16 protein-coding genes are annotated in these 18,394 nt (G+C 66.0%); 13 read left to right on the top strand and 3 right to left on the bottom strand.

The genetic code is table 11. The features are described 5' to 3' along the window. The first annotated feature begins 4 nt into the window (after positions 1-4). Positions 5-763, top strand: coding sequence for a DeoR/GlpR family DNA-binding transcription regulator (locus ABE960_RS11110; RefSeq protein ID WP_349762334.1), 759 nt, complete (start codon positions 5-7; stop codon positions 761-763). Between the two features lie 309 nt (positions 764-1,072). Next, on the top strand, positions 1,073-1,525 hold the full coding sequence (locus tag ABE960_RS11105; RefSeq protein ID WP_349762333.1) for a DUF4426 domain-containing protein: 453 nt from the start codon (positions 1,073-1,075) through the stop codon (positions 1,523-1,525). A gap of 74 nt (positions 1,526-1,599) precedes the next feature. On the opposite strand, the gene sfsA is transcribed toward ABE960_RS11105, so the two are convergent. After that, complete coding sequence (gene sfsA, locus ABE960_RS11100) at positions 1,600-2,385, bottom strand: DNA/RNA nuclease SfsA (RefSeq protein WP_349762332.1); 786 nt, start codon at positions 2,383-2,385, stop codon at positions 1,600-1,602. Next, positions 2,385-3,545: a pyridoxal phosphate-dependent aminotransferase gene (locus ABE960_RS11095; protein WP_349762331.1), complete on the bottom strand. Its 1,161-nt coding sequence runs from the start codon at positions 3,543-3,545 to the stop codon at positions 2,385-2,387. The genes sfsA and ABE960_RS11095 overlap by 1 nt, the downstream gene beginning before the upstream one ends. A gap of 220 nt (positions 3,546-3,765) precedes the next feature. On the opposite strand from ABE960_RS11095, the gene dksA reads away from it, so the two are divergent. The 11 genes from dksA to ABE960_RS11040 all read left to right on the top strand — a co-directional run bounded on the left by dksA (position 3,766) and on the right by ABE960_RS11040 (position 15,994). Further along, positions 3,766-4,203 carry an RNA polymerase-binding protein DksA gene (gene dksA / locus ABE960_RS11090; protein ID WP_349762330.1) on the top strand — a complete coding sequence of 146 codons (438 nt, stop codon included), beginning with the start codon at positions 3,766-3,768 and terminating at the stop codon, positions 4,201-4,203. 90 nt (positions 4,204-4,293) lie between these two features. Next, the gene (gluQRS, locus tag ABE960_RS11085) at positions 4,294-5,187 is read left to right on the top strand and encodes a tRNA glutamyl-Q(34) synthetase GluQRS (protein ID WP_349762329.1); all 894 of its coding nucleotides are present in this window, start codon (positions 4,294-4,296) and stop codon (positions 5,185-5,187) included. A 12-nt stretch (positions 5,188-5,199) separates the two neighbouring features. Then, positions 5,200-5,376: a hypothetical protein gene (locus ABE960_RS11080; RefSeq protein WP_349762328.1), complete on the top strand. Its 177-nt coding sequence runs from the start codon at positions 5,200-5,202 to the stop codon at positions 5,374-5,376. After that, complete coding sequence (locus tag ABE960_RS11075; protein WP_349762327.1) at positions 5,366-8,326, top strand: ATP-binding protein; 2,961 nt, start codon at positions 5,366-5,368, stop codon at positions 8,324-8,326. Before ABE960_RS11080 ends, ABE960_RS11075 begins: the two co-directional genes overlap by 11 nt. Next, positions 8,304-9,692 (top strand): sigma-54-dependent transcriptional regulator, encoded by a 1,389-nt coding sequence (locus ABE960_RS11070; RefSeq protein ID WP_349762326.1) that lies wholly within the window; start codon positions 8,304-8,306, stop codon positions 9,690-9,692. Before ABE960_RS11075 ends, ABE960_RS11070 begins: the two co-directional genes overlap by 23 nt. A gap of 870 nt (positions 9,693-10,562) precedes the next feature. Then, a complete protein-coding gene (gene pcnB, locus ABE960_RS11065) occupies positions 10,563-11,960 on the top strand; it encodes a polynucleotide adenylyltransferase PcnB (protein ID WP_349762325.1) in 1,398 nt (465 codons plus the stop codon). Continuing rightward, positions 11,957-12,454 (top strand): 2-amino-4-hydroxy-6-hydroxymethyldihydropteridine diphosphokinase, encoded by a 498-nt coding sequence (folK, locus tag ABE960_RS11060; RefSeq protein ID WP_349762323.1) that lies wholly within the window; start codon positions 11,957-11,959, stop codon positions 12,452-12,454. Before pcnB ends, folK begins: the two co-directional genes overlap by 4 nt. 115 nt (positions 12,455-12,569) lie before the next feature. Continuing rightward, positions 12,570-13,361, top strand: coding sequence for a 3-methyl-2-oxobutanoate hydroxymethyltransferase (gene panB / locus ABE960_RS11055; RefSeq protein WP_349762322.1), 792 nt, complete (start codon positions 12,570-12,572; stop codon positions 13,359-13,361). A gap of 12 nt (positions 13,362-13,373) precedes the next feature. Beyond that, positions 13,374-14,222 (top strand): pantoate--beta-alanine ligase, encoded by an 849-nt coding sequence (gene panC, locus ABE960_RS11050; protein WP_349762321.1) that lies wholly within the window; start codon positions 13,374-13,376, stop codon positions 14,220-14,222. Positions 14,223-14,257: 35 nt separating this feature from the next. Beyond that, positions 14,258-14,638 (top strand): aspartate 1-decarboxylase, encoded by a 381-nt coding sequence (gene panD, locus ABE960_RS11045; protein WP_349762320.1) that lies wholly within the window; start codon positions 14,258-14,260, stop codon positions 14,636-14,638. A 180-nt stretch (positions 14,639-14,818) separates the two neighbouring features. Next, entirely contained in the window at positions 14,819-15,994 is a 1,176-nt protein-coding gene (locus tag ABE960_RS11040; RefSeq protein WP_349762319.1) for an acetyl-CoA C-acetyltransferase, read from the top strand. A 183-nt stretch (positions 15,995-16,177) separates the two neighbouring features. Here the strand turns inward: ABE960_RS11040 and pnp are convergent, their stop codons facing one another. Further along, on the bottom strand, positions 16,178-18,313 hold the full coding sequence (gene pnp / locus ABE960_RS11035) for a polyribonucleotide nucleotidyltransferase (RefSeq protein ID WP_349762318.1): 2,136 nt from the start codon (positions 18,311-18,313) through the stop codon (positions 16,178-16,180). Positions 18,314-18,394: the final 81 nt, after the last annotated feature.

The raw sequence follows: 18,394 nt of genomic DNA, 5'->3' as shown, positions 1-18,394 counted from the left end.
TCATATGTGGTCCAGGGAACGGCACAAGCGCATCCTGAATGTTCTGGAAACCAAGGGAAAGGTCAGCGCGAATGATCTCGCAAACATGCTTGGTGTGTCGCGGGAAACCGTGCGGCGTGATCTCGTCGATATCGAGGCGGATGGGCTGATTACCCGGGTCCATGGCGGTGCATTGCTGTCACAGGCGCGAACCGAAGCACCCTTCCGCAAGCGCCAGGACAAACAGATCAGGGCAAAGCGTGAAATCGCTCGCAAGGCCGCCGGCCTTGTGCTGCCGGGGCAGACCATTCTCGTGGATGCCGGAACGACCACTTCGGTGTTCGCGCACGAACTCGCGAAACTCAGCGGCATCACGGTCATTACCAACTCGATTGATATCGCCACCACGCTTCAAGGTGCCGGTACGAAAATCGAACTCTTACTACTGGGCGGCAGCATCATCAGCGATGTTCCCGCTACCTATGGTGAACTCACTCTTACGGAAATCCGACGTTTTCACGTTGATCTGACCTTTGTGGCACCGGTTGCGTTGGACAGTGAAAAGGGCGCTTTCGACTTCGACTTGCACGAGGCGACCGTGGCGGGCGCCATGATGGAACAAGCCACCGAAAGCGTGCTGCTGGTCGATCACACAAAGCTGGGGAAAATAAGCCGCGTGAAGTATTGCGATCCGGGGCAGATCGATATTCTGGTCACCGACAGATCCGTCTCCGATGCTGTTTTACACCCCTTTCAGGACAGGGGAATGCGGATCATAGTCTGACTGGTACGCCACGAAATTCCTGTGATCCTACCTCGCAGACTCGGATCGTCTAGGCGTTAAGGCCGATTCCTCAACCCATCGACCTTCAACGACCTGGCTTCAGCGACCTGCCTTCAAAGAAGTTGAACGCCTGTGCCTGGACAAGGGTCTGAGCATGGTCGACCGGGTGGTGGACGTCGGCGACCACGAAGGCCACTGGACCTCGCGGTGGTGACCCGACCTGTTCGGCGAGACGGCCATCTTCCGGGTCACCCGTCGGCCGTGATCCCGGAGGGGCCCCTGACCAGATACCCAGAGGGAGAACAGATCATGATGCGACACAGACTGGCAGCCCTGTTGATGAGCCTGATGCTGCTGGCGACCCTGCCTGCCCAGGCCCAGCAGTTCGAGCAGGTGGGGGACTACCAGATCCATTACAGCGCCGTGAGCACCAGTTTCCTGCCGGAGGCCGTGGCCCGTGAGCACGGCATCCAGCGAAGCCAGATCATGGCGCTGCTCAATGTCAGCGTGATGGAGCAGCTCGAGGATGGCTCGACCCGCCCCGTTACGGCATCGGTCGATGGAAGCAGCAGCGGTCTCGAAGGGGACGACAGCAGTCCGCTGGCCTTCCGCAGCCTGCGCATCGACGACACACCGACCCAGGTTGCAGTCTTCCGCATCCGCGAGGACGAGCCGATGCGTTTCGACCTTCGCGTGCGCTATGACCGCAATGCCGAGCCCGCCGAGGTGAGCTTCATTCAGCGTTTCTACATGGATCACTGATACATGCATCACCGAATACATATGTCACTGAAGCCTCGAGCCTCGCTGCCCTGTCCCTTCGTGAGCCTCCCGTCTCAATCGAGGACCTCGGCCTGGCTCACCTCGCGGGTGAGTGAGACAGGCAGCCTGCTCCCCAGACGGATCTCGACCGGCAACTCCCCCTCGCGGATGAGCTCGCAGCGCCGCGCCAGCACCTCCACGCCGCGAGCGGACACCTCTCGCAGGGCCACGGCGTAGGCGGGATCCAGGTGGGCCGCCGGCGCCACGTCGTCGATGCCCTCGTGGGCCACGCAGAAGAGCAGCACGGCCCGATGTCCCTGGGCCGCCAGCGCCGCCAGTGCCTCAAGGTGGCGCCGCCCCCGCTCGCTAACCGCGTCGGGGAAGTAACCATGACCATCGGCCTCCTGCAATGTCACCTGCTTGACCTCGACGAAGGCAGAACCGTGCCGAGGATCCTCGAGGAGAAAGTCCAGCCGTGTTCGTGCGAGGCCCTTTCCATCGACCTGCGCCTCGACCCGCGCCTCGCGCCTGAGCGCCGCGTAGCCCGTCAGCTCCTCCACTCGCCCCTCGCACAGCGCCTCCTCGACGATACGGTTGGCCCGCCCGGTATGCACAGAAGCCGCCGCCAGCGAGCCATCGGGCTGCGGGAGCTCGATCAGTTCCCAGGTCCAGGCCAGCTTGCGTGCCGGATTGTCGCTCGCGGCCAGCCATACCCGGCAGCCTGGCAGGTTCACCGCCCGCATCGAGCCGGTGTTGGGGCAGTGGGCCACCACCTCGCGGCCATCGTCGAGGCGCACGTCGGCCAGGAATCGCTTGTAGCGGCGCAGCAGGGTACCGGGCACCAGGGTCGGGTACTGCATCAGCGACGCGCCAGGAAGCGTTCGAGACGGCTCACCGCCTCCTCGAGCCGCGCTTCGCCGGTGGTGAAGGCGATGCGCACGTGATGCTCGCCATCCGTGAGGGCGAAATCGGTGCCCGGGGTGATGGCAACATTTTCCTCCTCGAGCAGCTCGCGGCAGAACGTCTCGCTGTCGCGGCTGACGCGCGAGACGTCTAGCCACAGGTAGAAGGCCCCCTGGGGCGGCAGCTCGGGCGCCAGCCCCAGCCGCGACAGGCCCGCCAGCAGGGCATCGCGACGCCTGCCGAGCTCGAGGCGGCGGGCCTCGAGCACCTCGCGGCATTCGGGCGTGAAGGCGGCCAGGGCGGCATGCTGGGCCGGGGTGGACGCCGCCAGGAAGACGTTCTGGGCCAGCCGGGTGAGCGGCTCCACCGCCGCCTCGGGGGCCAGCAACCAGCCCAGGCGCCATCCTGTCATGCCAAAGTACTTCGAGAAGCTGTTGACCACGAAGGCGTCCGGGGTGATCGAGGCCACCGATAGCGGCTCGAGGTCGTAGCAGAGCCCTTGGTAGATCTCGTCCACCAGGAGCTCGCCGCCGCGGGCCTTCACGGTATCGGCCACCGCCGCGAGCTGCCCCGCGTCGAGCATATGGCCGGTGGGGTTCGAGGGCGTGGCCAGCATGGCCAGGCGGGTGTCGTCGCGCCAGTGGCGCGCCACCAGGTCGGCATCCAGCTGCCAGCCACTGCGCGCCCCCACCGGCACGGCCTCAACCTCGGCACCCGCCAGGGCCATGAAGTGGCGGTTGCAGGGGTAGTTCGGATCGGCCATCAGCACCCGGTCACCGGGGCCCGCCAGCAGCTGGCTGGCCAGCAGCAGCGCCCCGGAGGCCCCGGGAGTGACCAGGATACGTGCCGGGTCTACCGTGGCACCGAAGTGCTCGGCATAGTGTCCGGCGATGGCCTCACGCAACGCGGGCAGGCCGGCCGCCGGAGTGTAGCGGGTATGGCCGGCCGACAGGGCTGCGTGGCCGGCCGCCACGACCGGCTCGGGGGTGGCGAAATCCGGCTCGCCGACCTCCAGGTGGATGACATCGTGGCCCGCGGCCTCCCGGGCCTGGGCGGTCTCCAGCAGGCTCATCACCCGGAAGGGGGCGACGCGCGCCACGCGGGAATTCCAGGACATGCTCGGCTCCTCTCGTCTCGCCGGGCAGAAGGGGACATCTGTATCCGGCGGCCGGTGGTCGAATTCGGCATGTTACGACTTTTGGCGAGCCGTCGCAGTCCTGTCGACGGAAGAGGTTGCAACATTCGCCTTTTTCCGATAAACAAGCACCCCTTTGGCGTAAGATACCGTGCACACCACGGGTATTGATCAGTAGTCACTCAAGTAACGAGGCAGTCCCATGCCAGTAGCAGCAAAGAAGATGGATGCTCCCAAGAAATTCACCCCGTACGAGCCGGCGCAGGGTGAAGAGTACATGAACGAGAAGCAGCTGGAGCACTTCCGGAAGATCCTGCTGGGCTGGAAACAGGAGCTCATGGAAGAGGTCGACCGCACCGTGCGTCATCTGCAGGAAGAAGCCAACAACTACGCCGACCCGGCCGATCGCGCGACCCAGGAAGAGGGCTTCAACCTGGAGCTGCGTACCCGGGATCGCGAACGCAAGCTCCTCAAGAAGATCAACGAGACCCTCGATAAGATCGACGACGATGATTACGGTTTCTGCGAGGCCTGCGGCGTCGAGATAGGCATCCGCCGCCTCGAGGCACGCCCCACTGCCACCCTGTGCGTGGACTGCAAGACCCTGGCCGAGCTCAAGGAAAAGCAGCTGGGCGGCTGACACGGCGGTGCCGATGCGCCGGATCACTCCCCGCGACGGGCACCCAAGGGTGCCCGTTTGCATGACAGCCTCCCGAGGCGGAGGGCACCGATGAGCGACTACAGCGGCCGCTTCGCGCCGACCCCCTCTGGGCCCCTGCACTTCGGCTCCCTGGTGGCGGCCCTGGCGAGTTTCCTCGATGCCCGCCGCGCGGGTGGCAAATGGCTGCTGCGCATCGAGGACATCGACCCCCCGCGCTGCCCGGACGGCGCCTCCGACACCATCCTGCGCCAGCTCGAGGCCTTCGGCCTGCACTGGGACGGCCCGGTGACCTGGCAGCACGACCATGATGACGCCTATATCGACGCGCTGGAGCGCCTGAAGACCCTGGGCCTGGCCTACCCCTGCAGCTGCTCGCGCAGGCAGTGGCGTGACCACCCCGTCTACCCCGGCTGGTGCCGCCACGGCATCAGCGAACCCGGCAAGCCGGCGGCCTGGCGACTGCGCAGCGACCTGGGGCTTCGCCCGGTCGTCTGGCGGGATCGCCTGTTCGGCGAGCAGCGCTTCGACCCGGCCGCACTCGGCGACGTGGTGCTGAAGCGCAAGGACGAGCTCTGGGCCTATCAGCTCGCCGTGGTGGTGGACGACGCCGACCAGGGCATCAGCGACGTGGTCCGCGGCTTCGACCTGCTCGACAACACCCCCTGGCAGCGCCAGCTCCAGCACGCCCTGGGCTATCCCGAGCCGCGCTACCTGCACCTGCCGCTGATCCTGGGTCCCGATGGCCAGAAGCTCTCCAAGCAGAACCTGGCACCGGCCCTGCCCGAGGAGGAGCAGGCCGTGCGTCCGCTGCTGCACGCAGCCCTGACGGCGCTGGATCAGGCCCCCCCGGAGGGGCTTTCCACGGCACCGGTGGCGGAGCAACTGCAGTGGGGCATCACTCACTGGGATATCGCCCGACTGCGCGCCGAGGCCCATCGCCAGACCAACGCCACCATCCCCTGAGAGGAGCCCGTCGTGTACGTCTATCGCATCATGCTCTTGCTGGTGTTCGGCGGATACCTGCTCTCGCCGCTGCTGATGAGCGGCTGGGCCAGCCCCGATATCGCCTGGTATCGCCCCTTCGTGATCTGGGCGGTACTGATCGCCCTGACCCTCTGGCTGGAGCAGAAGAGGAAGCTCGATGAACGCTAGCCTCGGCGGCATCCTGGCACTCGGCAGCGGCTACCTGCTGCTGCTGTTCCTCTGCGCCCTGGCGGTGGAGCGGGGCTGGATCCCCGCGCGGATCGCCCGACATCCGGTGGTCTACACCCTGGCACTGGGCACCTATGCCAGTGCCTGGGCGATCTACGGCAGCCTGGAGCTGGCCAGCCATTCCGGCTACGGCTATCTGACCTACTATCTGGGAGTGGCCGGCGCCTTCCTGCTCGCCCCGGTGCTGCTGGTGCCGATCCAGCGCATGACCCGCACCTACCAGCTCGCGTCGCTGGCCGACCTCTTCGCCTTCCGCTTCCGCTCGCGGTGGGTCGGCGCCCTGATCACCCTGGTCAGCCTGCTCGCCGTGCTGCCGCTGCTGGCCCTCCAGGTGCAGACTCTGGGTGACACCATCTTCCTGATGACCGGCACCGCCTCCCCGGCCCTCCTGGCACTGCTCTTCTGTGGGATGATCGCGTTGTTCGCCATCCTCTTCGGCGCCCGCCATACCCGGCTCCACGCCCGCCATGACACCCTGCTTGCCGCCATTGCCCTGGAATCGCTGGTCAAGCTCGTCGCCATGCTGGTGCTGGGAGCCTTCGCGCTGTTCGTGGTCTTCAACGGCCCTGCAGACCTGCAGGCATGGCTCGAGGGTCCCGGTCGCCTGGCCCAGGAGCGCGTGGAACAACTGGATCCGGCTCAGTGGCGCACCCTGCTGCTGCTGTTCTTCGCCGCGGCCTTCCTGATGCCTCACATGTTCCACATCACCTTCGCCGAGACCCTCTCGCGGCGCACCCTGCTCCAGGCCGCCTGGTCACTGCCGCTGTTCCTGCTGCTGATGGCGCTGCCGGTGCCGCTGATCCTGTGGGCCGCCCAGCGCCTGGGTGCCGACACCGGGGGACTGGGGAGCGCCTACCTGGCCTACGGCCTCTCTGAATCGCTGTGGCTGAAGGGCGTGGTATTCATCGCCGGCCTGGCGGCCACCAGCGGCACCATGATCATCATCTCCCTGGCACTGTCGGGAATGATCCTCAACCACCTGGTGCTGGCGGCCCATACCCCAGTGGACCAGCCGGACCTCTACCACTGGTTGCGGTGGCTGCGTCGCGCCCTGATCGGCGCGGTCATCTTCGGCGGCTGGCTCTTCTATCGCCTGGTGGGGATGAACCACGACCTCACAACCCTGGGGCTGGCCGCCTTCATCGGCATGGCTCAGTGCCTGCCGGGCATGCTGGCGCTGCTCTACTGGCCCGGTGCCAACCGCAAGGGCATGGTCACCGGGCTCCTTGCGGGCGTGCTGGTGTGGCTGGCCGGCACCTGGGTGCCCCTGCTGAGCGACTTTCCTGCCATGGTGCTGCTGCCGCCAGGCCTCGAGGCGCTGGCCGGCGAGCCGGACTGGTTCGTGGTGACCCTGGTATCGCTGACGGTCAACATGCTGACCTTCATCCTGATTTCCCTGGTCACGCCCACCTCCGCCGGTGAACGCGCCGCGGCAGAGGCCTGCTCAGTGGATGCCGTGATCCGGCCAAAGCGCCTGCCACTGGTCGCCGGTAACGGTGAGGAATTCAAGTTCCATCTGGCTCGCGCCCTGGGCGAGGAGATCGCAGGGCGTGAGGTCGACCGGGCGCTATCCGACCTCGGCCTCTCGCCGCTGGATGGCCGCCCCTACGCGCTGCGCCGCCTGCGCGACCGCATCCAGGCCAACCTGTCCGGCTTGATGGGCCCCTCTGTGGCCCAGGACATCGTCGACCGCCATCTGCCCTATCGCCGCGGCGGCCTGGAGCCCACCGACGATATCCACTTCGTCGAGAGTCGCCTGGAGGCATACCGCACCCGTCTGACCGGCCTGGCCCGAGAGCTCGACGGCCTGCGCCGCTACCACCGGCGAATCCTCACCCGGCTGCCGGTGGGCCTGTGCGCCTTCGGCGTCGATGACGAGCTGCTGATGTGGAACGACGCTCTCGCCGAGCTCACCGGCATCGACGGAGCCAGCGTGGTCGGTTCCCGCCGGGACGACCTCCCGGCCCCCTGGGGCTCCCTGCTGGGTCGCATGTTCCTCGAGCATCACGACCACCTCTACAAGCAGGCGGTGATGCTGGAGGGCACCACCCACTACCTGAGCCTGCACAAGGCCGAGCTGGAGCCCGATGAGAACATGCGCGGTGGCACCGTGGTCCTGGTCGAGGACCACAGCGAGATGAAGTGGCTGGAGGACGAGCTGGTACATGCCGCGCGGCTCGCCTCCATCGGTCAGCTGGCGGCAGGAGTGGCCCATGAGATCGGCAACCCCGTCACCGGCATCTCCTCGCTGGCGCAGAACCTGCGCTACGACACTGACGACCCGGAGGTGCAGGAGACCGCCACCCAGATCCAGCAGCTCACCGACCGAATCTCCCGCATCGTCGAGTCGCTGGTGGGCTTCGCCCACGGCGGACGCCATGTGGCGGGGCAAACCTTCGCCCCGGTATCGCTGGCCGAAGTGACCGATGAGGCCTTGAACTTGATCCATCTCGCCCGCTCGGGGGAGGATATCCGTTACCATAACCGCTGCCCCGCCGAGCTCGAGGTCCATGGCGATGCCCAGCGGCTGTTGCAGGTACTGGTGAACCTGCTCGGCAACGCCCGGGACGCCAGCACCCCCGGCGGCGAGATCGTCATCGACGCCGGCCGGCAGGGCGAGTGGCTGCACATCACCGTCACCGACCAGGGCCACGGCATCGACGAACGCGTGCGCGACCACCTGTTCGAGCCCTTCACCACCACCAAGCCGCCCGGCGAGGGCACGGGACTCGGCCTGCCACTGGTCTACAGCATCATTGCCGAGCATGGTGGCCAGATCGACATCGACTCCCCGCCCCCAGGGCAGGCCAAGGGCACCCGCATCAACCTGTGGCTGCCCCTCAACCCAGAGCATGGTGACCCCACCGATGAGCCGGATCCTGATCGTTGAAGACGAAGCCATCATCCGCAGCGCGCTGAAGCGGCTGCTGGAACGCCATGACCACCGGGTCAGCGAGGCTGGCTCGGTGGCCGAGGCCCTGTCGCTCGAGCCCCAGGGCTTCGACCTGGTGATCAGCGACCTGCGCCTTCCCGGCGAGCCCGGCACCTACCTGATCGCCCGGGCCGCTCCCGTACCGGTGCTGATCATGACCAGCTACGCGAGCATGCGCTCGGCCGTGGAGGCCCTCAAGCTCGGTGCGGTGGACTATGTAGCCAAGCCCTTCGATCATGACGAGTTGCTCGAGACCGTGGCCAGGGTGCTGCACCAGCAGGCCATGCAGCACGGCGAGCCGCCCGACATCAGCGAGCCCGATGGAACGCGCCAGAGCATGATCGGCAACTGCCCCAACATGCAGGTGGTCTATACGCGCATCCGCAAGGCGGCACCAGCCGATGTCACCGTGCTGGTCCAGGGCGAGTCCGGTACGGGCAAGGAGCTGGTGGCCCGAGCCCTGCACCAGCAGAGCCGGCGCGCGAAGGCGCCGCTTATCTGCGTCAACTGCGCGGCCATCCCCGAGACGCTGATCGAGTCCGAGCTGTTCGGCCACGAGAAGGGCGCCTTCACGGGAGCCAGCGCCGCGCGCACCGGACTGGTCGAGGCCGCTGACGGGGGAACCCTCTTCCTCGACGAGATCGGCGAACTGCCCCTCGACGCCCAGGCGCGCCTGCTGCGGGTCCTGCAGGAGGGCGAGATCCGCAAGATCGGGTCGGTGGAGACACGCCATGTGGACGTCCGCCTGATCGCCGCCACCCACCGCGACCTGCAAGGTCTGTCGCGGACCGGCGAGTTCCGCCTCGATCTCTACTATCGGCTCAACGTGATGCAGATCGACTTGCCGCCGCTTCGGGAGCGCGAGGACGACATTCTGCAGATCGCCGACGTCCTGCTGGAGAAGGCCTGTCGACGCCACGAACGTGAGGGGCTGCGGCTCTCACGGGCCGCCCTTCGCACCATCCGCGACTACCCCTGGCCCGGCAACGTGCGTGAACTGGAGAACGCCCTGGAGCGAGGCGTCATCCTCGCCGAAGGCCATCTGATCCATCCCGACGACCTGGGCCTGGCCTCGGGGCCCCGGCCACTGGCCGAGCCCGCAATCGAAGGCTCAGTCCTGCCCGCCGCCATGGAGCCAAAAGCGAGCGACGGAGAGGACCTCTCCCTGGAGGACTACTTCCAGCACTTCGTACTGGAGCATCAGGACCAGATGAGCGAGACGGAACTCGCCCAGAAACTCGGGATCAGTCGCAAGAGCCTGTGGGAGCGGCGCCAGCGCCTGGGCATCCCGCGCAAGAAGAGCCCGCGCCGCACCACGGGATGATGCTCCTCTGGCCATACGACCCCTGACCATACGGCCCCTGACCATACGGCCATAGTGCAAGCGCCCGCGACCGATGCCTTGGGCGCGCTTGCTCCACTTCCGCCTGGCCCCCTGCACCAACTGTTACCTTCCCACACAGTTGCTGCCCCATCGCGGAGCCAGATGGGTAACACTCCGCCGACTCACCAGGACTCGATCACCCCGTCATCTCTACAATCAGTTGTCTTTATTGTTTTTTCTCGGTCATGGCACGCCTTCTGCTACTTCTAGGGCAAGAAAAACAAACCCGGATGTCACCTGCCGCCGCCAACAACAACATAAAGGGGCAGCAAGATATGACAGGGCCAGGCCCTTCAACAACAACAAGATACCCGGCCTTCTACGACTTCGGCGCCTGCCGACAACAAGAACAGCAGCGGCGCGAGGCCTTCGAGTCTCAACAACAACAAGCTTCTCGAAGCACCGGAGCCATAAGGACCCGACGCACCCACACACGGCCAATCCATAATGACAAGAGCCGTCGAGGTGCACCCCCGGGAACAATGCCAACAAACCGGGGGGAGGCATGCATCCATGCCGTCGTGGTAGGACTATTGTTTTGAATACGAGACGGTTGCCGTCAGGAGCATCAACAAACATAACAACACCGCTTGCCTGAACACTCCTTGGTGACTGTGGTGCGTATTCAGGGCGATGCGCCATCACGAAGAAGAATCAGCTGCAGGGATGCAGCATCCTGCTTTTCAGGGGAGGCCATGGGCCTCCCCTTTCTGCGTCCAGGGAACCCCCATCAGCGTGACGCGCTTTGCAAGGTGTCACTGGTCGGCTACACTCAACGCTTTTCCGCGTCCCGCGAGTCGATATCGCCGCATGATCAAAGGTTTTACCCGCTTTCTGCAGAGTCCGGGGCCGCGCCTCAAGTCGCTGTTCGGCCCTCAGGATGCGCCGGCCGGCAGCACCGGGCCCCGCATCATTCCCCGCCAGGAACACCCTGTATCGCGTCAGCATTTCAGTGACGCCGCCCTCAAGGTGCTCTACCGCCTGCACAATGCCGGCTTCCAGGCCTTCCTGGTCGGCGGGTGCATCCGTGACTCGCTGCTCGGCCACATGCCCAAGGATTTCGATGTCGCCACCGATGCGACGCCCGAACAGATCCGCGAGCTGTTTCGCAATTCGCGCATCATCGGCCGACGATTCCGCATCGTGCATGTCCGTTTCGGCCGCGAGGTGATCGAGGTCACTACGTTCCGCGGCAAGCCGAACGACGACCATGCCGACCATATCTCCCAGCAGTCGGACGATGGCCTTCTGCTGCGCGATAATGTGTGGGGCGACATCGAGGAAGACGCCCTGCGCCGCGACTTCACGGTCAATGCCCTCTACTACAATATCGCCGATTTCTCGATCCACGACTTCGCCGATGGCGTGAAGGACATCGAGGCCCGCACCCTGAGGCTGATCGGCGACCCGGCGACTCGCTACCGCGAGGATCCGGTGAGAATGCTGCGCGCGGTGCGTTTCGCCGCCAAGCTCGACTTCCACCTCGATCGGGCCACCGAGACGCCTATCCACGACGCTGCGCCGCTGCTGTTACAGATTCCCCCGGCCCGGCTGTTCGACGAGGTGCTCAAGCTGTTCATGGCAGGCCAGGGGGTCGAGACCTTCCATCTGCTGCGCGATTACGGCCTGTTCGCGATGCTGTTCCCCGAGGCCGATGAGGCCATGGAGGAACTGCCCTGGGCCGAGCGTCTGGTCGAACTGGCGCTGGAGAGCACCGACCGCCGGATCCGCGAGGAGCGACCGGTGACGCCGGCCTTCCTGTTCGCCGCCCTGCTCTGGGCTCCCGTCCAGCAGCGTCAGGCGATCCTGGAGGCCGAAGACATGCCGCCCATCCCCGCCCTCCAGGCGGCCTCCCAGCAGGTGGTCTCGCGCCAGCTTCAGCACATCTCGATTCCCAAGCGCTTCAGCCTGCCGATGCGTGACATCTGGGACCTTCAGCAGCGGCTGCCGCTGCGCCGGGGCAAGCGTGTCTTCCAGACCCGCGAGCACCCAAGGTTTCGGGCCGCCTATGACTTCCTGCTGCTGCGTGAAGGGGCCGGCGAGATCACGCCGGGACTGGGCGACTGGTGGACCGCCTTCCAGAAGGCCGACGAGCACGAACAGCGTCGTCTGCTGGGCAAGGTCGATGCCGACCCGGCAGGCAGCGGTCAGCCGCGCAAGCGCCGCCGGCGCCGCAGGAAGCCGCGGGGCCCTGCAAGCGACGCATGAATGACCCGGGGCATCATGCCTGGATCGGCCTGGGCAGCAACCTGGAGGGGCCACGCGAGCATGTCGAGCGTGCCTTGGGGGAGCTCGACCGACTGCCCCTGACGCGCCGGGTAGACGCCTCGCGACTCTATGCCAGCCGCCCGGTGGGACCCGCCGACCAGCCCGACTACATCAATGCCGTGGCGCACCTGATGACCCGGCTCTCGCCGCTCGCCCTGCTCGACCAGCTACAGGCCCTCGAGCAACGTCATGGACGTGTCCGCGGCCGGCACTGGGGCCCTCGGACACTTGATCTGGACCTGCTGCTGTTCGATGACTGCCGATTGACCCTGCCGCGGCTGACCCTTCCTCATCCGGAGATGGCCCGGCGCGCCTTCGTGCTGGTGCCACTGGCCGAATTGGCCCCGGCCATGGAGTTCGAGGGTCAGACGCTGATCCGACTGGCGGCTGGAATCGATACCGACGGCCTGCATCCAGTGTTACCGGCAGGCTGAAGACCACCCCGCAATGCTACCTGTCGACACCCTGGCATGATTCGGGTAACAATCGCGGGCTAGACCTGGGACGGTCCGCCAGAGGCCTCCCACGACCAGAAAATGAGAGCACGCCATGAAAACCGTCACCCTGAGCACGCTTTCGGCCTTCAAGCGCGCCGGTGAGCCCTTCAGCTGCCTGACCGCCTACGATGCCTCCTTCGCGCGGGCAGCCGGCGAGGCGGGCATCGAGGTGCTGCTGGTGGGCGACTCCCTGGGCATGGTCCTGCAGGGACACGCCAGCACCCTGCCGGTCACCCTGGACGAGGTCTGCTACCACACCCGGTGCGTGGCTCGCGGCAAGAGCCATAGCCTGCTGATGGTCGACCTGCCCTTCATGAGCAACTCCAGCACCGAACGCCTGCTGCAGGATGCCGGCGCGCTGATGCGTTCAGGTGCCGAACTGATCAAGGTCGAGGGCGAGGCCTGGATGGCGGACGGCATCCGCGAGCTGACCCGCCGAGGCGTTCCGGTCTGCGCCCACCTGGGACTGACTCCCCAGTCGGTCTACCAGCTGGGCGGTTACAAGGTGCAGGGCCGCGAGGCCGAGCAGGCGACGCGAATCCTCGAGGATGCCCGCACCCTGGTCGATGCCGGCGCCTCGGTGATCCTGCTCGAGTGCGTGCCGGCAAGCCTGGGTCGCGCGGTGCGCGAGGCGCTGGAGGTGCCGGTGATCGGTATCGGCGCCGGCCCCGACACCGACGGCCAGATTCTCGTGATGCACGATGTGCTGGGGGTGACCCACGGTCGAACGCCGCGCTTCGTCAAGAACTTCATGCCCGAGGCCGATGATATCCAGGACGCCTTTCGCCACTACCACGAGGACGTCAAGGCCCGCCGCTTCCCGGCCGAAGCGCACTGCTTCTAGGAGCTTGCCACGATGCGCACCCTGCAAGAGATTGCGCCCCTGCGCGAGGCCCTGGACGACGCCCGACGCCGCGGCCTGCGCATTGCCCTGGTCCCGACCATGGGCAACCTCCATGAGGGCCACCTGGCCCTGGTGGCGGAAGCCAGCCGGCGCGGCGACCTGGTGGTGGCGAGCATCTTCGTCAACCCGATGCAGTTCGGGCCCGGCGAGGACCTCGATGCCTACCCGCGCACCCTCGCGGAAGACCAGCAGAAGCTCCAGGATGCCGGCTGCCAACTGCTGTTCGCCCCACAGGCCGCCACCATCTACCCCCGCGGTCTCGAGGCCCAGACCCGCGTCTGCGTGCCCGGGATCAGCGAGGGCCTATGCGGCGGCGACCGGCCTGGCCACTTCGACGGTGTCGCCACCGTCGTCACCATGCTCTTCCACCTGGTCCAGCCCGATGTGGCCTGCTTCGGCAAGAAGGACTACCAGCAACTGGCGGTGATCCGCCGCCTGGTGGCCGACCTGCACCTGCCGGTGGAGGTCGTGGGCGTGCCCATCGTGCGCGCCGAGGACGGCCTGGCGCTCTCCTCGCGTAACGGTTACCTGGATGCGACACAGCGCGCCATCGCTCCGGCCCTCTACCGCACGCTGTGTACGCTGTGCGATGCACTGGAGAATGGCGCCGACATGGATGCAACCCTAGACGACGGTCTCTCCCGACTGGAGGGAGCCGGCTTCGACCCGGACTACCTGGAGCTGCGCGCCGCCGACCTGGGCCCGGTTTCGGCGACTACCCGCGAGGCCGTCCTGCTGGCCGCGGTACGCCTGGGCCCCACCCGACTGATCGATAACCTGAGCCTGACCCTGCCACGCTGAAGGCGTGGCATCGAGAACAGAGGAACCCTTGTCCCATGCAGACCATCATGCTGAAGGCCAAGCTGCACATGGCCCGCGTCACTCATGCCGTACTCAACTATGAAGGCTCCTGCGCCATCGACGGCGAGTTGCTGGACATGTCCGGCATCCGCGAGAACGAACAGATCCAGATCTACAACGTCGAGAACGGACAGCGCTTCACCACCTACGCCATCCGCGCCGAGGAAGGCTCTAGGGTCATCTCGGTGAACGGGGCGGCCGCCCACCTCGCCAGCGAAGGCCAGCGGGTGATCATATGCAGCTATGCCCACTACAGCGACGCGGAACTCGACCGCCATCAGCCGTCCCTGGTCTACCTCCAGGAAGGCAATGTCGTCAGCCACACCAGCAATGCCATCCCCGTGCAGCTGGCCTGAGCCTCGCCGGGCACCCCGCCGCGGGGTGCCCCTGCCTCCTCGACCGTACCTACGGCCATGGAAGCATTGCCGCGACGCACAAGACTCCCCTATGCTGATGGAACAGGCTCTGCCTGGGACGTTACCGACTCCAGACACTGCCGCAACAAGCCCGTTACCTATTCTTCAGGAGTATCCCGCATGCAAGACGTGGTGATCGTTGCCGCACGCCGTACCGCCGTTGGCACCTTCGGCGGCTCCCTCGCCGGCATCCCCGCCAGCGACCTGGGTGCCCATGTCATCAAGGACATCATGTCCTCCACCGGCGTCGCCGGCGATCAGGTCGACGAGGTCCTGCTCGGCCAGGTTCTCACCGCGGGGGTTGGCCAGAACGCCGCACGCCAGGCGAGCATCAAGGCCGGCCTGCCGGACGGGGTTCCCGCCATGACCATCAACAAGGTCTGCGGCTCCGGCCTCAAGGCCCTGCATCTGGCGACCCAGGCGATTCGCTGCGGTGACGCCGAGCTGATCCTGGCCGGGGGGCAGGAGAACATGTCGCTGTCGCCGCACGTGCTGCCCAACTCACGTACCGGCCAGCGCATGGGCGACTGGAAGGCCATCGACACCATGGTCCACGATGGCCTGTGGGACGCCTTCAACGGCTACCACATGGGCATCACTGCCGAGAATCTCGCCGAGAAGTACAGCATCACCCGCGAGGCGATGGACGAGTTCGCCGCCGCTTCCCAGCAGAAGGCTGCCGCCGCCATCAGGGACGGCAAGTTCAAGGGGCAGATCGTCCCCGTCGAGATTCCACAGCGCAAGGGCGACCCGGTGGTCTTCGACACCGACGAGGGTCCGCGTGACGTGACCGCCGAGAAGCTTTCCGGCATGCGCCCGGCCTTCAAGAAGGACGGCACCGTGACCGCCGGCAACGCCTCCTCCATCAACGATGGCGCCGCCGTGGTCATGCTCTGCTCTGCCGAGAAGGCCAAGGCCCTGGGGCTGGAGCCGCTGGCGCGCATAAAGGCTTACTCCAACGCCGGCGTCGACCCCGCGATCATGGGCATCGGTCCGGCCCCGGCGACCCGTCGCTGCCTCGAGAAGGCCGGCTGGAGCCTGGACGACCTCGATCTCGTCGAGGCCAACGAAGCCTTCGCCGCCCAGGCCCTGGCGGTCAACAAGGAACTCGGCTGGGACGCCTCCAAGATCAACGTCAATGGCGGCGCCATCGCCATCGGCCACCCGATCGGCGCTTCCGGCTGCCGCATCCTGGTGACCCTGGTGCACGAGATGATCGCCCGCGATGCCAAGAAGGGCCTGGCGACCCTGTGCATCGGCGGTGGGCAGGGTGTCGCCCTGGCCATCGAGCGCTAAGCCAAGCGCCAAGCGCCAAGCGCCAAGCGCCAAGCGCCAAGCAGGAGAACGTGCCCCGGGATCGATTCCCGGGGCACGCTTTTTCCCTCCCACGTTTTCCCTTCCAAAGAAAACCGCCGCCAGGGTTAACCTGGCGGCGGTTTTTGCCTTGCGCCTTGTAGCTGGTTGCCAGGCGCCGGGCACCTACAGCTGCGGTTCGGCGGCTTCCTCGGCCTCGAAGGCGGCCTTCTCTTCCGGGGTCATCTCCTTGATGGTGAGCTTCACCCGGTTGCGATTGTCGATGTCGAGCACCTTGACAATGGGCTCGTCACCCTCGTTGAGGAAGTCACGCACGTCGTTGACCCGCTCCGGCACGATCTGGGAGATGTGCACCAGGCCATCGGTGCCCGGCATGATGTTGACGAAGGCGCCGAAATCGGCAATGCGAACCACCTTGCCGCGATAGAGCTTGCCGATCTCGGCCTCGGCGGTGATCGCGAGCACCGTGTCGATGGCCGACTTCGCCGCCGACTTGTCCTCGGCATAGATGCGCACGGTGCCATCATCGTCCAGGTCGATGGAAGCGCCGGTATCCTCGCAGATCTTGCGAATGGTGGCGCCGCCCTTGCCGATGACGTCGCGGATCTTCTCCGGATCGATCTTGATGGTCGCCATCGAGGGAGCATTCTCGGAGACCTCGGCGCGGCTCTCGGCGATCACGTTGTTCATCTGCTCGAGAATCTGCTGGCGGGCATCATAGGCCTGCTGCAGGGCGATCTCCATGATCTCCTCGTTGATGCCCTCGATCTTGATGTCCATCTGCAGAGCGGTGACGCCGGAGGCCGAGCCGGCCACCTTGAAGTCCATGTCGCCCAGGTGGTCCTCGTCGCCGAGGATGTCGGTGAGCACGGCGAAACCGTCGTCATCCTTGACCAGGCCCATGGCGATGCCGGCCACCGGCGCCTTCATCGGCACACCGGCATCCATCAGTGCGAGTGACGAGCCACACACTGACGCCATGGAACTCGAACCGTTGGACTCGGTGATCTCGGACACCACGCGGATGGTGTAGGGGAAGTCGGCGTCGTCGGGCAGCATGGCCTGCACGCCACGGCGCGCCAGGCGGCCGTGGCCGATCTCGCGGCGCTTGGGCCCACCCATGAAGCCAGCCTCGCCTACGCTGTAGGGGGGGAAGTTGTAGTGCAGCAGGAAGCGGTCCTTGCGCTCGCCCTCCAGCGACTCGATCAGTTGGGAGTCGCGCAGGGTACCCAGGGTCGCCACCACGATGGCCTGGGTCTCGCCCCGAGTGAATATCGCCGAGCCATGGCTCTTGGGCAGGCTGCCAACCTCGATGGAGAGCGGACGCACGGTCTTGTGATCGCGGCCGTCGATGCGAGGCTCACCCTTTACCACGCGCGAACGCACCACGCGCTTCTCGAGGGCGGCGAAGGCGCCCTTCACCTCGTCGGCATCGAACTTGCCCTCTGCCTCGCCGGCGAGTAGCTCGACCGCCTCGTCCTTGAGAGCGGAAAGGGTGTCCTGGCGGGCCATCTTGTCGGTGACGCGATAGGCTTCCCCGACCTTGGCCTCGAAGGCCTCGGCCATGGCGCCCTTGAGGGCGACGTTCTCGGCAGGCAGCTGCCAGTCCCACCTAGGCTTGCCGGCCTCGGCGGTCAGCTCGTTGATGGCCTGGATAGCCACCTGCATCTCCTGGTGGGCGAAGAGAACGGCACCCAGCATCTCGTCCTCGAGCAGTTCCTTGGCCTCGGACTCGACCATCAGTACCGCCTTTTCTGTCCCCGCGACCACCATGTTGAGCTCGGAGTCACCCAGTTCTTCCACGGTGGGGTTGAGGAAGTAGCCGTTGTCCTCGGTGAAGCCCACACGCGCGGCGCCGATCGGGCCGTTGAAGGGCACGCCGGAAATCGCCAGGGCGGCGGAGGTACCGAGCATGGCCGCGATGTCCGGGTCATGATTGCGGTCGGTGGAGAGCACCGAGCAGACCACCTGGACCTCGTTCATGAAACCCTTGGGAAAGAGCGGACGGATCGGGCGATCGATCAGCCGCGAGGTGAGAGTCTCCTTCTCGGTGGGACGCCCCTCGCGCTTGAAGAAGCCGCCGGGAATCTTGCCGACCGCGTAGGTCTTCTCCTGATAGTGGACGGAGAGCGGGAAGAAAGGCTGGGCGGGGTTGGCCTCCTTCCTTGCCACCACGGTGCACAGCACCACAGTGTCATCCATGGTGACCATCACGGCACCAGTGGCCTGACGGGCGATGCGCCCGGTTTCCAGGGTGACGGTGCTGCGACCGAACTGAAATGTCTTCTTGACCGGATTCACGGCGACTTCCTTCAACGTTACTTTTCTGTGTTTGGGTCGTTTCCACTCGGCGACCATTTTAGGGGTTGACGCCCGTCGGGG

The organism is Halomonas aquatica (assembly GCF_040196335.1).
Classification (GTDB): domain Bacteria; phylum Pseudomonadota; class Gammaproteobacteria; order Pseudomonadales; family Halomonadaceae; genus Halomonas; species Halomonas aquatica.
Note: the sequence above shows the minus strand (reverse complement) of the source record. Positions and strands in the feature narration are given on the sequence as shown.

What these genes read in the sequence shown, in the direction of transcription:
- ABE960_RS11070 (WP_349762326.1), top strand. Translation starts at nt 8,304, where the DNA reads ATGAGCCGGATCCTGATCGTTGAAGACGAAGCCATCATCCGCAGCGCG.
- ABE960_RS11095 (WP_349762331.1), bottom strand. Translation starts at nt 3,545, where the DNA reads ATGTCCTGGAATTCCCGCGTGGCGCGCGTCGCCCCCTTCCGGGTGATG.
- ABE960_RS11040 (WP_349762319.1), top strand. Translation starts at nt 14,819, where the DNA reads ATGCAAGACGTGGTGATCGTTGCCGCACGCCGTACCGCCGTTGGCACC.
- dksA (WP_349762330.1), top strand. Translation starts at nt 3,766, where the DNA reads ATGCCAGTAGCAGCAAAGAAGATGGATGCTCCCAAGAAATTCACCCCG.
- ABE960_RS11105 (WP_349762333.1), top strand. Translation starts at nt 1,073, where the DNA reads ATGATGCGACACAGACTGGCAGCCCTGTTGATGAGCCTGATGCTGCTG.
- pcnB (WP_349762325.1), top strand. Translation starts at nt 10,563, where the DNA reads ATGATCAAAGGTTTTACCCGCTTTCTGCAGAGTCCGGGGCCGCGCCTC.
- ABE960_RS11075 (WP_349762327.1), top strand. Translation starts at nt 5,366, where the DNA reads ATGAACGCTAGCCTCGGCGGCATCCTGGCACTCGGCAGCGGCTACCTG.
- ABE960_RS11110 (WP_349762334.1), top strand. Translation starts at nt 5, where the DNA reads ATGTGGTCCAGGGAACGGCACAAGCGCATCCTGAATGTTCTGGAAACC.
- panD (WP_349762320.1), top strand. Translation starts at nt 14,258, where the DNA reads ATGCAGACCATCATGCTGAAGGCCAAGCTGCACATGGCCCGCGTCACT.
- gluQRS (WP_349762329.1), top strand. Translation starts at nt 4,294, where the DNA reads ATGAGCGACTACAGCGGCCGCTTCGCGCCGACCCCCTCTGGGCCCCTG.
- sfsA (WP_349762332.1), bottom strand. Translation starts at nt 2,385, where the DNA reads ATGCAGTACCCGACCCTGGTGCCCGGTACCCTGCTGCGCCGCTACAAG.
- panC (WP_349762321.1), top strand. Translation starts at nt 13,374, where the DNA reads ATGCGCACCCTGCAAGAGATTGCGCCCCTGCGCGAGGCCCTGGACGAC.
- folK (WP_349762323.1), top strand. Translation starts at nt 11,957, where the DNA reads ATGAATGACCCGGGGCATCATGCCTGGATCGGCCTGGGCAGCAACCTG.
- panB (WP_349762322.1), top strand. Translation starts at nt 12,570, where the DNA reads ATGAAAACCGTCACCCTGAGCACGCTTTCGGCCTTCAAGCGCGCCGGT.